Annotated in this window: 13 protein-coding genes and 1 pseudogene; all 14 read right to left on the bottom strand. The window is 53.9% G+C overall.

The window, feature by feature from the left end; genetic code table 11:
* Positions 1–132 precede the first annotated feature (132 nt).
* The 14 genes and pseudogenes from KQ307_RS10225 to KQ307_RS10160 all read right to left on the bottom strand — a co-directional run bounded on the left by KQ307_RS10225 (position 133) and on the right by KQ307_RS10160 (position 14,602).
* A complete protein-coding gene (locus KQ307_RS10225) occupies positions 133–999 on the bottom strand; it encodes a glycosyltransferase family 2 protein (protein ID WP_259727903.1) in 867 nt (288 codons plus the stop codon).
* Positions 1,000–1,614 (bottom strand): FkbM family methyltransferase, encoded by a 615-nt coding sequence (locus KQ307_RS10220; RefSeq protein WP_259727902.1) that lies wholly within the window; start codon positions 1,612–1,614, stop codon positions 1,000–1,002.
* Between the two features lie 110 nt (positions 1,615–1,724).
* Positions 1,725–3,290 carry a GMC oxidoreductase gene (locus KQ307_RS10215; protein WP_259727901.1) on the bottom strand — a complete coding sequence of 522 codons (1,566 nt, stop codon included), beginning with the start codon at positions 3,288–3,290 and terminating at the stop codon, positions 1,725–1,727.
* On the bottom strand, positions 3,287–3,448 hold the full coding sequence (locus tag KQ307_RS10210) for a hypothetical protein (protein WP_259727900.1): 162 nt from the start codon (positions 3,446–3,448) through the stop codon (positions 3,287–3,289). The genes KQ307_RS10215 and KQ307_RS10210 overlap by 4 nt, the downstream gene beginning before the upstream one ends.
* Before the next feature lie 339 nt (positions 3,449–3,787).
* Positions 3,788–4,276, bottom strand: a pseudogene (locus KQ307_RS14905) (aldo/keto reductase); the annotation flags it as partial.
* Positions 4,277–4,840, bottom strand: coding sequence for a putative colanic acid biosynthesis acetyltransferase (locus KQ307_RS14815; protein ID WP_311133755.1), 564 nt, complete (start codon positions 4,838–4,840; stop codon positions 4,277–4,279).
* Positions 4,837–5,964, bottom strand: coding sequence for a glycosyltransferase (locus tag KQ307_RS10195; RefSeq protein ID WP_259727985.1), 1,128 nt, complete (start codon positions 5,962–5,964; stop codon positions 4,837–4,839). The genes KQ307_RS14815 and KQ307_RS10195 overlap by 4 nt, the downstream gene beginning before the upstream one ends.
* 47 nt (positions 5,965–6,011) lie before the next feature.
* Complete coding sequence (locus KQ307_RS10190) at positions 6,012–6,740, bottom strand: bifunctional 2-polyprenyl-6-hydroxyphenol methylase/3-demethylubiquinol 3-O-methyltransferase UbiG (protein WP_259727898.1); 729 nt, start codon at positions 6,738–6,740, stop codon at positions 6,012–6,014.
* Positions 6,737–8,533, bottom strand: coding sequence for an asparagine synthetase B (locus KQ307_RS10185; protein ID WP_259727897.1), 1,797 nt, complete (start codon positions 8,531–8,533; stop codon positions 6,737–6,739). Before KQ307_RS10185 ends, KQ307_RS10190 begins: the two co-directional genes overlap by 4 nt.
* Entirely contained in the window at positions 8,533–9,705 is a 1,173-nt protein-coding gene (locus KQ307_RS10180) for a glycosyltransferase family 1 protein (protein WP_259727896.1), read from the bottom strand. Before KQ307_RS10180 ends, KQ307_RS10185 begins: the two co-directional genes overlap by 1 nt.
* Positions 9,706–9,707: 2 nt before the next feature.
* Positions 9,708–10,931: a glycosyltransferase family 4 protein gene (locus tag KQ307_RS10175; protein WP_259727895.1), complete on the bottom strand. Its 1,224-nt coding sequence runs from the start codon at positions 10,929–10,931 to the stop codon at positions 9,708–9,710.
* The gene (locus tag KQ307_RS10170) at positions 10,900–11,946 is read right to left on the bottom strand and encodes a glycosyltransferase (protein WP_259727894.1); all 1,047 of its coding nucleotides are present in this window, start codon (positions 11,944–11,946) and stop codon (positions 10,900–10,902) included. The genes KQ307_RS10175 and KQ307_RS10170 overlap by 32 nt, the downstream gene beginning before the upstream one ends.
* 5 nt (positions 11,947–11,951) lie before the next feature.
* Positions 11,952–13,469 (bottom strand): hypothetical protein, encoded by a 1,518-nt coding sequence (locus tag KQ307_RS10165; RefSeq protein WP_259727893.1) that lies wholly within the window; start codon positions 13,467–13,469, stop codon positions 11,952–11,954.
* Positions 13,466–14,602: a glycosyltransferase family 4 protein gene (locus tag KQ307_RS10160; RefSeq protein ID WP_259727892.1), complete on the bottom strand. Its 1,137-nt coding sequence runs from the start codon at positions 14,600–14,602 to the stop codon at positions 13,466–13,468. The genes KQ307_RS10165 and KQ307_RS10160 overlap by 4 nt, the downstream gene beginning before the upstream one ends.
* Positions 14,603–14,830: the final 228 nt, after the last annotated feature.

Raw genomic sequence — 14,830 nt, 5'->3', positions numbered from 1 at the left:
ATGCAGTATACTTCGTGTTTCGTGCTGGTTCCATGAAGCCACTCTAGAGTCAGAAAAATTATCGCCAAAATAGAAATAATTGTAAGTGGGGTGAGTATTAAGGTCGTATTGATAACTCAGAGGCAATGTGAATCAGGTTCTCGGTGAACTGCTGTCTCGCTCCAACTCCTGCACCTTGAGAACAATCATAGCTTCATAGATGCTCTGCAACAGGGCATAGGTAAAACCAGGGCGGCCATCAAGGAAACCGCCTTTGAACAAGTAGAGCAACACAAACTTGATCAGCGGCCGGGCTGGCAAGCGGTAGAAGAGTTCCTTTTGGTGAAAGCGGCGGCGGTTAAAGTCATGCTCAAAGAAGACCGACCGCAGACTGAAAGCCTCCCCGGAGGTGCGGTTCTGGAGAATCTGCTGAGCTTCATAGCTACTGTAGGAGTTGTGGCGAGCAATCCAGTGACTAAGGCCTTTGGAGAAAGGATAGTGATCGAGGGGATACGCTAAATCACCGATCGGACCATTAACCAGCGTTACAGTATTCACCAACCGTTCGTAGTGCACGAACTCGGGCCGAAAAAAACGGATATACCAAGGAGAAGTTTGCACGTGCTTAAGGTGACGATCTTGGAAGAAATCGCGACGACGAATGCGGTAGGCAACGTACAGGGAATCAGAGCTGCAGGCAATGGCTTGAAGTTCAGCGGCAGCAGCAGGTGTGAGGCGCTCGTCGGCGTCAATTACAAACAGCCAGGGGTAGCGGTAAGAAATCTCGTGGATGCCCCAAGTTCTATGAAGACCTTCATCACCCCCAAATGCAAGAGATGGGTCTTGGCCAGGCCGAACAATAAATCGCGCACCCGCATGTAAAGCGATTTGCTTTGTGAAATCTGTACTAAATGAGTCGTAGACAACGACGTCATCTGAGATGTCGACCGAACAGAGACAACCAGGTAAGTCAATTTCTTCATTCCTGACAAGGATCAATACCGAGAACCCTGCAGACATCTATACTCTGTGTGCGTGGATATGACTGAAATCAGTGAAGACAACCTGAAAGCCTGATTCAATCAAGTGCCTTTGAATCTCGGCAGGCGCATTAGGTAGTCCCCGCCGCTCAAGAAGACTGAAATGAACCTCAACAAAAACATGACGCAGGGCAGGATCCGTAAGTGTCATGCACCCTCCCTTGATCACATGCAACTCATAACCTTCTACGTCAATCTTTATAGCAGCAGGCAAGCCTACTTTTGTGGCCATCGAATCGATCGTTTCCACAGAGGTAATTAACACCGCCTCTGCAGCCTCTGCCTTGCCAATCATAACTTTATTGGTAGGTGAAGTAGAATCGGCTCCCACCTCCATCACCAGCTCACCAGGTTCATCTGCAATAGCACATTGATGAACATAAATCCACGGCCGAGTAGGAACTAGCTCACTAATCATCGCAGCAGAAGCGGGTACAGGCTCAAAAGCGTGCACACTTCCAGTCGGACCAACTCGGTCTGCAAATTTTTTGGTGTAGTACCCAACATTGGCGCCGATGTCGAACACACACTGACCAGGCTCAAGGCTATCCATCATCGCAGCATCAAAGCGTGATTCGTAGCCTTGGTTGATCATTCGATATAAGGGACTTGTCTGGATGGCACGCAAAATGCCGACTCGTCGTAGCGCATTCCGAAGACTAATCAGTTTAGGATTGGAGTACATTAGAAAGAAGTTTGTTTGGGTTAAAAACGGCGCAGCTGCTTCGCCAATCGAAGAGAAAGCTGCATTAAGGTTAGCGTGGGGTTGGAACTACCACCGGTGGGAAACACAGAACAGCTTGCCACAAACAGGTTCTCGATGCCATGCACACGCAACTTCGCATTGACCACTCCACTTCTGGGATCTGCTGCCATACGGGTACCTCCCATCAGATGGTAGATATCGCTCACATTAGCTTCCCATCCGCTTCCGGGCTCAAAGCTCTGGTGCCAGTCGATCGCACCAAGGTTCCAGGATTGCCACTGGCGATCGAAGAGCTGCTGATAGCAGGCAAAAGAGTAGCGTTCTTTGTCGCCCCAACGCCAATCTACAATGGCTTTTGGCATACCCAGCGCGTCAAGGTGTGGAGAGATGCGAATGCGACTCTCGGGGTTGGGCTGCTGCTCGGTGTCGATGTAGAGGGTGATGGCCGCTCCGGCCGGGCACCAACGCCGACGGCGCACTGTCGCTTTCCAGGCTAGATAAAGCAGATCCAGGCTTTCGGCGGGGAGCTTCTCAATGTAAGGCGCAGGCACGGCTGGGGGCTGTACTTCTCGCCTCTGGCGAGCTTGAAGCTGCTGACGAAGCCAGGCAAAGCCAGAGGTGTCTGGCGCCTCAAACACCAGATGGCCCATCACATTGAGGCATCCCTGCCGGGCCTGCCATTCGGCCGTGGATTCCAGCTTGAGCGTGTGGCGCGTCGCACCGATGAACCAAGGCGCAAAGCGCTGAAGCAGCGCTTTGCGCGGCTGAGGGTGGAGGGTGGCGGCCTGGATCGAGAGGTGATCGTGAAACCAGCGCCCCAACTGATCGCTATCGTTGCCGATACCGGAGACCAGCAGCAGGCGGGTGGTTTCTATCGTGCCGGCAGCGATCACCACTTGGCGGGCGGTGAAGCGAAACTGCCTCCCTGCCAGGGTGCGTACCTCCAGGGCGTGAATGTTGCGGCCATCGCCATCAAGCCTGAGACCTGTAACGGCAGCATGCAGGAACACCCGAGTATGTGGATCGTCCTCGCAGCGGCGGCCGAGGGTGACCGCCACATTGCGGCTGGAGAAGGGAGCCCACTTGGAAAAGCGCGGCTGTAGATCGGGATCGCTGGGCTGGGGGCCCGGGTTAGGCAGCTGGTCAATCAGCTCCGAGTCGAATGGAGCATGGTTGGTGCCTAGAAGGGATTCGCAGGTGTGCAGGTAAGGACTGAGCTCAGCGGGATCCAGCGGCCAGCCGCTGCCTGGCACGTGGGCCCGTATCTTGAAATCATTCGTTGCCAGAGGCAGCAGCTGACCACCCCAGCGGGTGGAGGAGCCGCCATACACCCGGAAACGGCCCTGCGTGGTGCCGAGATGGGGAACTCCTGCCATCTCGGCGGCATAGAGAACTTGGCTTTCGGATTCATCCTCAGCACCACCAGCCTCCAGAAGATCGACGCGGCGGCCGCTGCCGCGCAGGGCATCGGCCAGAACCAAACCAGCAATCCCGCCACCAACAATGCAGAGATCGCTCTGAAACTCCTGCTCAGAGGAAAACGTGTGCAGATCGATGCGGCTCATGGGCTGAAGGAAATGGCAGCAGGGGGGCGCCAGAAAGCCTCAAAAGCGATCGCTTCTGAGGCATTCCAGGGGGGATCGTTGAGCAGGGCCAGGGTGCGGGCGAGGCGCACAGGATCGGTGGTGGAATAAAGAAGCAAAGCCTCTGGATCACTGGCCATGGATGCGCCGAGAAGGGCGGCACCAAGGACCACATCCTCAGCAAGGGAGCAATTGAGCCGCTCACTCCAATGGCGTTGGAGCTGGGGTACGGCTGCCAGGTACTGGCGGATGGTGTGCAACGAACAACGAATGCGCCCGAAGCGGCCATACCGAGCAGGCTGGCCTGAGTGAAGCGGGGCGAATGGGGGTGCGGGATTCAGAAGATCGTCCTCCCATTGCAGCCAGCCACCGGCAAGGCAAGGACGCGTCGCAAGCAGATTTAAGCAATCGGACCAGTCCCCAGAGAGTCCGTAGCTGCCGATCAGCCCTTGGCGCTGCAATTCCTGGAGCGTATCTCCTAGCTCGGCAGGGATCAGGTCAGCGGGAGATGGCTCATGGAGCAGAAAAAGATCCACCGCCTCCAGGCCCAGCTGGCTGAGGCTGGTATGAAGGCTTTGGCGGCAGTGGTCTGTACTGAAATTTCGCGCCAGGAGATGGCTACGATGGATTTGTTTAGCCAACGATCTCAGGGCTGGGACCAGAATCAGCAGCCGACGCAGCCCACCTTGACGCTGAGCAGCACCTGATGGGGGGCCAGCCTCACCGAGACCGAATTTTGTAGCCACCGAGAGAGCACCTGGATGGCGGCGCAGCAAGCAAGAGAGTTCTCCTTCGGCTAAGCCAAGCCCATACAGGCGAGCCACATCCAAGTGGCGGATGCCGTGATCTACAGCTATGTCGAGCAGGCGTTGGCGATCGACTGGATCGGGCAAGCGCAACAAGCTGGCACAACCAAAGCCGAGGGTTGTGGTGATGCGCCCGTTTGGAAGGGTGAGAGTTGGCAGCATTCAGGCTCGTGCGTAGCTGGGCGGGATACGTGGCTTCAAGGGGCGGCACGGATTGCCTGCACACACCATCCAGGCAGGCTGGTCACGGGTCGCCACGGCCCGGGCGCCGATCACGGAACCATCCCCGATCGAAACACCAGGGCCAAGGAAAGCTTCAGCGCAAATCCAGGCATCGGCACCGATGGTGATGGGCTGTGCGTAGAGCTGGAAGTTTTCGGATTGATGGTCGTGGCTGCCGGTACAGAGATGCACACCCTGGGACACCACGGCGCGCACGCCAAGGCAAATTGGTGCCATAGAGTAGACGATCACGCGCCTGCCCAGGGTGGAGTAATCGGCCATCACCAGATTCCAGGGCGCCCAGATTTCCACGTCGTTATAGACATAGCAGGGTGAACCGATACGCGCCCCGAAACGACGCAGTAGCCAGCAGCGCCAGGCATGGAAGGATGGTGGCGTTGGACGGAAAAGCAGCACACATACCAACTGCCAGGCAAGGCGGGCCAAGCGATTACGGCCACTGAAGCTGGCGCCTTCAAAGGGGTTGGTCTTGGCGAGGATCACAGAGAGTGGCGGGAGGACTGGAATTCGAGAGCGGATTCGAGCACCGGCAAAAGAATTCTGGCCACCGAAGCGAAGTCAAAGCGGTCACGGAACAGCTCAACCCCCCGCTGCCCCATCTGCTGCTTCTCAACAGCATCCAGCGCCAACCACTGCCGCAAGACCTCAGTGGTGCCGGCCACAGTGTCCTCATGAACCAGTCCGGCGCCAGAGTCAGCCACATCGGCGGAGATGTTCACCGGCTGAGCAATAGCCACTGGCAGGCCATTAGCGAGGGCTTCTGCCACCACGATGCCAAAGTTTTCCTGATGAGAAGGGAGACAAAAAAGCTCGGCGGCGCGGAAAGCGCCCCACTTAAGGTCGCCGCTGAGCATGCCCGGCCAGGTGATCCGATTAGCGATGCCAAGAGCGGCGGCGCGCTGCTGAAGCTGGTCCTGCCAGCCCACCTGGTCGGGGCCGGCGATCACCAGCTCCAGGCGAGGGTCAAGGTCGGCCACCGCTGCAAAGGCATCGATCAAGAGATCGATGCCTTTCTTGGGATGAATGCGACTCAGAAACAGCAAGATTCGCTTGCCGCGCAATTGGGGGAAGCGGGCAAGAAACAGCTCAAGCTGTTGGACAGCATCGCCGGGAGGCGCCGAGGTGCCCAAGCCCACCACGCTCTCCTTGGCTTGGTACAGCCAAAACGACTGGCGAGCTAGCAACCGCTCCTGTTCGGTAGTGAACAGCACGCCGGAGGCATCGCGCAGCACCCGGTAATCGGCCCAAGGCCAGTAGGCCCACTTCTTGAGATGTTTGAGTGGATAGGTGCGCTTGAACCAGGGATCAAGCATTCCGTGTGTATATACGAAGTAAGGAATATCCGTGTCATGCAGGGCTCGCCAAGTGGCGTAAGCGTGATATTGCCAGGTGCCCTCAATGATCACGGCATCGTGCTGCTGCGCGAGAGCGCGGATACGGGTAGGCAAGCCGCGTCGATACCCGTAGTTTGAAGCTACGGGACCCAGGCCAACCGTGGAAAACGATTGGTGCTGCAACCAGGTAGCCCCTGGTGGATCAAGGCTTGCCACAGTAGTAACCACCCCGAGGGCCGCCAGGTGTGGGGTGATCTGGCACACACCTTCCATGGGACCGCCGCCGGAAGGATTCAGAGAGCGGATCAGGCGGAGGAGCCTCAAGGCCGCTCACGCTCCGCCACGAAGAGGAAGGTGCGACTCCATGGCCATGAAAAAGTGCTGCTACCGGTTTCCACCGTGCTGACAGTCGCCAGACAGGACCTCACAACGCGCCACGCCAGGCTGCGTAAGCGGCCTTTAACTCCGTTAGAGGCCCCGATATTCTCGTAAGCACCGATCCACTGCAGGCCACTGGACCGGCAGAACACCTGCACGCTCTCCGGCACTGGACACCATAGATGGGTGAGGTCGCCCCAGTACACGGAACCGCAGAAGGGGGAGAGGCCATTGGGAACGTGGCCAATCAGCCGGCCGCCGGGCCTCAGCACCCGCCGGATCTGCGCAAACCAAGAGTCACAGACCTCATGGGGGAGATGCTCAAACACATCGAAGCAGGTGATCAGATCCAGGCTCTGATCAGGCAAGCGTTGCAAGGAATCAAAGCCATCCCCCTGGCAAACTGAATGAAAGGAATGGGATAGAGCTTGTTGCACTTGGGAGGCGCTCAATTCCACCCCTGTTGCTTCTGAGCAACCAAGCAACTGAAGAGCGACCACGAGTTCCCCCTGGCCTGCCCCCAGATCCAAGGCGCGATTGCATGGCATGGGCAAATGGGGGAACAGCAGTCGCTGTAGGCGCCTGATCGAGGCGGCGCGCGAGGATACGGACTTCTGTTTGGCCTGAAGGATTGCGTAGTCACTCCTCAGCCGAGCTTTCAGTTCACTCATGAATGCTGCTCCCGGAGAGCCCACTCCCCCAGCACCACCAGGCTCCAGGCACGAGGCCAAGGCAGTTTTCTACCATAAAAAGCCTGCCATTGTTGAGTGATCCAGTCTGGATCCAGCCAGCCACTGGACTGGAGAGCCTCTAGCCGGAGGCTGCAGAGATTCAGCAGGGGACCAAGCATCCAGGGACGCATCGGAAGAGAAAAAGCCTGCCTGGGGCTGTCAAGATAGCCCACTGGAAACAGATCCTGGCAGGAGGCCCGCAACAGCCCATTCCCAGGGCGTTGAAACCGTTGTGGCATTCGCAAGGCGATTTCAACCAGACGATGGTCGAAAAATGGCACGCGCAGTTCAAGACCTGTGGCCATGCTGTACCCATTGATATCGCGAAGCAGCCTCGGCACGCTGGTGCCGAAGAGCTCCGCCCAACTGATCTGGCCCCAGCCCTGGCTGATCCTCTCCGGAGGCGGGGAGGACCACTTCAGCGCTTCCACGCCAGCAGCCACCAGATCGCCATCACTGGCCCAGCGACGCAGTGCAACTGCCAGATGCCAACGATCCCAAGTCGGCAGGCCTTCGATCTTGGTTGCGAGGCGCCCACTGCCGGCCTGCAGCAGTCCGCTGCGCAGCCCTGCAGGAAGGCTGCGCATGAGAAACAACCAAGGGACGATTCGATGGGAGGGATAGCCACCAAACAGCTCGTCGGCGCCGAGCCCACCAACAGCCACTTTGGTTCCCTGCTCGGCCACAGCCCGGCAGATGAGGTTGCTCTTCAAACCATGGGCGCTGGGAATGTCCAGGGACTGCAAGCCCGCCTCCATCCAGCCCAAGGCCTGATCTTCATCGACGAGTATTAAGTGATGATCACTTCCGCAGTGGCGGGAAAGCTTCAGGGCCCGATCGCTCTCATCCACATGTGTACCTGGCAAACCAACCGTGAGGCTGGAAATCCTGCCGGGCATCAGGCGACAAGCCAAGGCCGTGAGAATGCCAGCATTGATGCCGCTGGAGAGTAAAAAAGCCCCTGGCCTATCGGCCAGAAGATGTTGCTGAACGACGACCTCCAACTGCTGACGCAAAAAGCGACGCGCCCAGCGAGCGTCATGGATCGGAAGGGGCGTCCAATCGGGACGGGGCTGAGGGGGCCAGTAACGTATTGGAAGGTGAGGTCGATCTCGATTAACTCGCACCACCACACCTGGAGGGAGGCTATGGCAGCCGCCGGATTCAGGACCACAGAAATCCGAAGGTGTCAGCAGGTGACCAAAAGCCAACATCTGGCTGATCTCCTGTGCCGCCAACCGATGGTTAACGCCAATGGCGCGGCGTTCGGAGCCAAACCGAAGGCCCGCATCCAGCCACTGCATGTAAAGGGGCTTGATGCCCAGTCGATCGCGGCCGAGCAGCAATTGCTGCTTGTCCCTGTCGTAGGCCGCAAAGGAAAACATCCCGCGCAGCTCTAGCAGCAAAGCAGGACCGCGCTGGGCTAAACCTTCCACCAAGGTTTCACTGTCGGTGTGGCCACGCCACAGCTGGAAACGCAGCCCGCCACGCACTGCCTTGTGGTTGTAGATCTCCCCGTTGAACACCAACGTGATGCGACCGCAGTGACTGCTGATCGGCTGGGCACCAGCCTCGGTTAGATCCTGAATAGGAAGGGGGGTGTGACCGAGCCAGCAATGTCCATCGTGGCTCATCCAGGTACCTTCCGCATCAGCCCCGCGACGGTGCAAGGGCAGCAGTGGTAGGGACTGGGCAGTTGGCTTCCAGCAGAATTCGCCGATCAAGGCTCCCATCACTGTGACTCCTGAAGGTACAGAGCGCGCTGGTAGAGATCTTCCAACTGGTCCAGCCAGTGGGAATGGGAGAAGCGGCTGGCCTGAAGTAAACCAAGCTGGCGGGCACGTTGTCGCTCAGCCGGTGTTCGCTGCAACACGGCCTGGACGCGCCAGGAGGCATCAACAGCCCATGCCTCCTGAGCATCCGGCTGAGTTGGGTAGGGAGGAATAAGAGTGGCCGCATCGCCGGCCACTTCACTCATGGGCGGGCAATCGGTGGTGATCACGGGACAACCGCAGGCCATGGCCTCTAAAATCGGCCAGCCAAATCCTTCAGCGTGAGAAGGGAAGAGCATTGCCTCTGCACGGCTGTAAAGAGCTACCACGAGCGCGTCGGTTGCATGATCTAAAACGTGCAGCTTCGGCAGCAACAAAGGGCGCTGCTCAACCCAATCAGCAAGGCTGGAATTGAGCGAGCCCACCAACACCAAATCAACGAGAAAGCCTTGTTTACAGAGTTGCTCCCAGATAGAGAGCACACCTAGCCGATTCTTGTACCAGGTCCTGCCGATGTGGAAGAGGAAAGGACTGGGCAGTAGGTTTGGAAGTGATTGACTCACTTCTACAGACGCCGCATCAGCTGGAAGAGCAACAAAATGACTGAGAAGAGGGTTGTAGACCACCTCAGACAGAAGTGCTGGACGGACTAGTTGTTCTGCCAGTGCGTGACGAGTGGCCATCGAAACAGATAGGAAACATCGCGCCGAGCGAAAGCCATGACGAATCCAACGCTGATAGAGGCGGCCGCTTCCACTTAGAACATGAAAAGGTTGGCGGCCTAGGGCTCCCTCCAGCGAAAGCAGGTCATGAACATGAACCAGGTGTGGGCGAGCCTTGATGAAAGGGATCCAGGGGCCGAGGGCTTGGTCGACAACCACATACAAGCTGCTGGGAGGATGGACATACGCGCGCAGGAAAATTATGGGGATGAACAGAACAAACTGATCCAGATACCCCAGCCATTTGCGCAGCAAGGAGTTTTCACCAGCCAACCTGGCAAGGAGTATGGGCGGGGTCAACTCTTGAACCTGGTAGCCGCGGGCCCGCAGCCCTGACGCAATCAAATCGGCGAAAGAGTGCATGCTGGGTCCTTCGGTGAGCCGATAATGACGTAATAGGATGATGTTCATCGCTAAGACAGCTCGTCGATAGCAGCAGCGAAAGCATGGGCAACGGAGTCAATGCTGTAGTTCTCAAGGCCGGTTGCGGCCCAGGTGAAGCTGCGCGGATAGTGGGCCAGATCAAGCAAGGCCTCGGCCAGATGTTGAGCCGATCCAATGGGAATCGTCCGAAAACGTTCCCAACCGCAAAAATCAGCAGCACATCCCACTGCCTCCGACACCACAACGGAACATCCGGCCTGCATCGCTTCGTTCACAACCAGCCCCCAGGTTTCACCGGCCTGCCTGGAAGGGAGTACCACCACATCGGCTGCCAGATACCAATCCACCAAGGCCTTCTGATTTACAAATCCAGGAAAGTGCACAGAAACACCATCTCGATGATGAAGAGAGGTTGCCTGCTGCTGCAGATCCTGCTGTAGCTCCCCACTACCCACATACATCAGAGCAAACTGGCTGCGCTGCTCGGCAGGAAGATAAGGGATAGAAGCAAGTAGCAGGGCCGGATCCTTCTTTGGAATCAGCTTTCCAAAAAAGGCCACCAATATGTGATCCTGATGCAAGCCAAGCTGATCGCGAATAGATTGGCGGCGAGCATTGCGCTCACGAAGTGAGAGAAGAGCGGTGCGATCAGGCGTGCAGTAATGTGCATCTCTTAGCTGGTGAAGCGAAACACCATGTCGCAGCCAATGCCGACGATTCAAGGAACCGATGGGAAAGGCCATACTGACCCCGGTATAAAAAAGCCGATAGTAAAAAGAACGAAGAAAACTTTTTAGCGGTGAACGCGGAAAAGCTTGATCCTGGGTTTCACAGCGCATCCAGATCGAGATGTGGCGAAAACGAGCTATGGCATAAGCCACATGATCGTAGCGATAAGTAAACGAATTGAGGAGGATGGCCTTTGGATTCAACTCATTGATCAAGGCAGGCAAACCCCGTCCCTTTAAGCCATTCCAACCATGCGGGACATGGCTCAAAGTCGAGTCAAGAATCGTAAAAGAATAACCAGCCAACAGATCGGTATCCCAGGAAATATTTGCAGAAAACCCTGGATCCCGTGCACCACGTATAGAGTGGTCACTGGCATAAACCACATGCACAGCACCTGGACGAAGCTGCTCGAGTCGGGCGTAGATAGGTGCCCGATACTGGATTGGGTGAGTTTCCACAATCAACAGAGGCAGGGTATGTGTTTTCATCTCAAATCGCTGCCAGGATTTGGCGGCAGACATCCTCGTTGCCTACACCAAGGTTGAACACGTGTTGCCGGCCTGCATGTCGGATGACTGAATTAAGTTGAGGATCATTGAGGAGATTACGGCATCGACGAATGCACTCCTCAGAAGAGTTCCAGAAGACAGCCTCTACACCATCCTCAAACAACAAACAATGCTCAGAAGTACGCTCAGCACAAAGCAAACCACCACAGGCTGGAATTTCGAAAGAACGTGTAGTTACTAAATCTCGGTTCAAGTGGGATAGGAGTCCCAGTGAAACCGCAGCGCTCCCGAGGGCCCGAACATAGGCCTGGCCAAACAGTGCAGACCCCCGATAAATTGTGGAAAGCAAAGGCCACATCCGACTGCGTTGCCAACCATTACCAATGAGACTTAGGGACAAGCCAACCTTGAGAAACTCAACCAGGAAACGGTCACGCTGTTCACCTGGAATCAAAGTACCAACAAAAGAGACGACTTGTTCAATATTAGGCAAACCATCAACACTTGCAGAACGATGGAAAACCTCATCATAAGACATCCACACCCTCAACACCCTACTAGCCCCACAGGCAAGAACTTCAAGCTCAGTTTCAGGGCGTACAAGCACACAGAGATCATAAAGTGGTAGAGAGCTAAGTAAACTCAAAAAGCGCCTGGAATCTCTCGCACCGGTCGGGTCATCATTCTGATACAAGATAATTGGGCAATTGAACTTATGCCGCAGCCATTTTAAAATGGTAGGCCCAAGTAATTGGCCGCCATTCACCCAGATCAAGTCTGGTACATAGTGTGTTATTTTATCATCTGCTTGCAGAGCCTTATAGAGCTCACCTTGAAGGAAACGAAAGCCAGTTCGATAATCAAGAAAATGCTTCCAGCGGCTACGTGAACTTAATAGAGCATAAGGATCAGCGACAAGGACACCACAACCAATCCTCAATAATGCTTCAGCTCGTTGACACGAAGTAGAAGAAGCATTGCTATCTCCAAAATACAAAATATGTTGATATACAGAATAATCAGTCACAAGTTTCAAAAGCTGTCGACAGGACGTGCTCGTGAAAGCCTAGAACTACTTGATTTCAAAAAAGCAAAGAGCAAGGTAGCAAATGCAACAGAACCAGGAACAATAAAGCGACGCAAAAGTCCGGTCGTTGGAAGTTCGCCGTAAGAAACAATAGACAAACTAATCAGGGCTGAGGAGCTGGCAATGCTGGTAGGCAGCCAAAAACTGAGCATGCTTGTAAATACGATAAAATTAAGGAAAAGAGAGTAAATTAGGCAGATCACAAGAGGGTAGATGAATGATCCAACAATCCCAAAAGATGCAAAGGAGTAAAGATAGGGAGAATCAGCAGTGTCTACACTAGCAAAAGGAAAATGATGATACAGGAGTTGCTCTTGGAGCAAAAGGGTAGATTTGAATGGGTAAATAAATCTTGGCAGAGAATTCAAAGCAGAGTTAATAAGTTCATCGAAATATAAATAACCAGAATGGCCACCATTGATGGTCATACCAATCGTTGCCGCTAAGGGCCAAAGGATAAGAGGTCTTGCAGTAAGGTTCTCAGCTGATCGCTCGATAGCAGTCGTTACAGTAGAGGGAGAAGCAACAAAATCAACGAAAGAAGCAATCAACACGAAGGGATCTGTATAGAGACCACGATTAGAGCGGATTACGTTGATAAAGGCAAAAAAGAAGTTGACAAAGGGGAGAAGCGCAAGAATAGTCACTGCAATAATAGAAAGAAATGTAAGCTGTCTAGAGTTGAAACGAAGCAATGGTGATTGAATAGCAACCCAGCAAAATGGAATGAGAAGAATAAAAGACAACAGCGCAAAACGCCCGGTAAGAGAATTATAATACAAACCTACAATAAAACCAAAGAAAAGAGTGAAGCAAGGAAAAGAAAAGAATGACCGCAATTTAGCTGCTACCTGAGAGACAAGAAGTGGGAGCAACCCAATAAAAAACACAATCAACACATACCACCATGGAAGAATTCCTTGATCAGATAAGTACTCCTCCCCTAGCCCGCGGATAGAGAAAAGCCCCAAGAATGCAATCATGAATAAGGACAAAGATGATAAAAAGAGCAAAGTTGTCCACAGCTTTAAGGAAACAGAGCGCAGCCTGACAATGACATGCCGGTCAAATTGCCTTTCTGCATGCCTCACAAATGAAAGCCGCGACAAAAGGGCAGTAAAAAATATGAACAAAAACAGATAGGCTGATGCCAAAGCATAAAGGCTGACATCAATAACAATAGAAGAAGCGCGAAAAAGACCAATGAAATCAAGCCGGCTTTGGCCAAGTAGATTCCAGGCACTCTGCAAAAAACCGCCGGTAATCCAAGCTCCACAAGAAAGAGAGGAGAACAAGAAAAAACGGGTGGCTTGGCCATTGGCTATTAACCGAAAAATCAAAAAAATAGAAATTCCAAAGCAGATTACATTCGAAAATACCAAGAAATGGTAATTGTTGATCAAAGCTGCCAGGAGCATAATTGCAATGGCAAGGAGCAAAATCAATTCCCTTGATCCTTTCATGGCTCTGATTCAAATGAATTGGCCTTGAATGTCAAGAAATCATTCCAGGCGTCTCCATAGGCATCCCATCCACCCAACTGTTGAACACGCTTCAGTGATGCCTGACCCATCGCAATGAGAAGATCGGGTTCGTCGGCAAGTTGCTGAAGCCGATCCGCAATGATGGTTGGTGATCTGATCGGCACAATGAATCCTTCAATGCCATCAGTGATCAGCTCCGATGCACCGGTATTTGTAGTGGAAATCACAGGACAGCCGCAGGCCATCGCTTCACCTATTACCATTCCAGATCCCTCCTCTATGCTGGGAAGAAGAAAAACCGAAGCCTGGTTGTAATAGTTAATAAGCTGAGAATTCGCGACAGGGCCAACGATTGTGATCTGGCTCTGATCAACTTGAGCCAACAAATGCTGAGCCTCTGGAGCCAAACTACCAATCAAGATTAACTCCTTTCTGGGATGACTGAACTGCTGAAACGCCGCCAAAAGATCAAGAATTCCCTTACGGAGGCCAGCAGCACCAACAAACAAAACGCGAAAGGCAGAATCTGCAGATCTAGATGGAAGGATTGGATGGAAGCGCTCAAGTCGAGATCCATAGGGAATCTTAACGAGTTTCTGGGAAGGAATTCCTTGGGCGATGAAGCTGTCGAAACAGAACTGGCTGGGAACGGAAATCCAGTTGGCCTGTTGGTATTCAGCTTCTTCCTTGGCTATGGAGCGTGGATCGATCCCAGTCCAACAAGAGCCATAGCGCAAAAATTCATCCTTCAGCAGCGCCTCCTGAACTCTGATGTGAGAAGAACCCCGATCACAGATGTGAATGCCACCAAGAAGTTGGGACTTACGTCCAGAATGCAAACCTGAACCCGACAGTGCAATCAATGCAGTGGGCTGCTCGAGCTGAGTTTCAACATAACGATCAAGAGTTTCATGTGCCCACCAAGCCCATTCCCGGTCAAGCCAGGCAGATCGATTGAGCCCAATTTTGCTACGGGCCATGAAAGAAGCTTGAAGCCATGGGAAGGTATGAATTTTTTGTGGAGAAATTCCAGCTTCATCTGTGAGCTTGAAGCGGGGATAACCAGTATAGATGCGACTGAGAAGATGATGCCTTTCAAGCTGCCGAGCCAAGTGAAAATGATGGAATCGGCCAATTGAAATCTGAGTTGCTAACATTAGAATTTATGGATTAGCTCTTTAAAAGAAAAGCCATACGAGCACTTGATTAGGTAGCAAGATCCGCCGCCTGCTGCCTGTCGCCTAGACTGATACACATGTACCAGCTCTGATTGCCATGGCTATGAATCGGATCCAGTTCCAGTCGGGTCTGTCTCTGCCCAAGTTTATCGAGCTCTACGG

The organism is Synechococcus sp. CS-1326 (assembly GCF_025128115.1).
In the GTDB taxonomy this organism is placed as follows: Bacteria; Cyanobacteriota; Cyanobacteriia; order PCC-6307; family Cyanobiaceae; genus Regnicoccus.
This window is presented reverse-complemented; position numbering and strand designations above follow the sequence as displayed.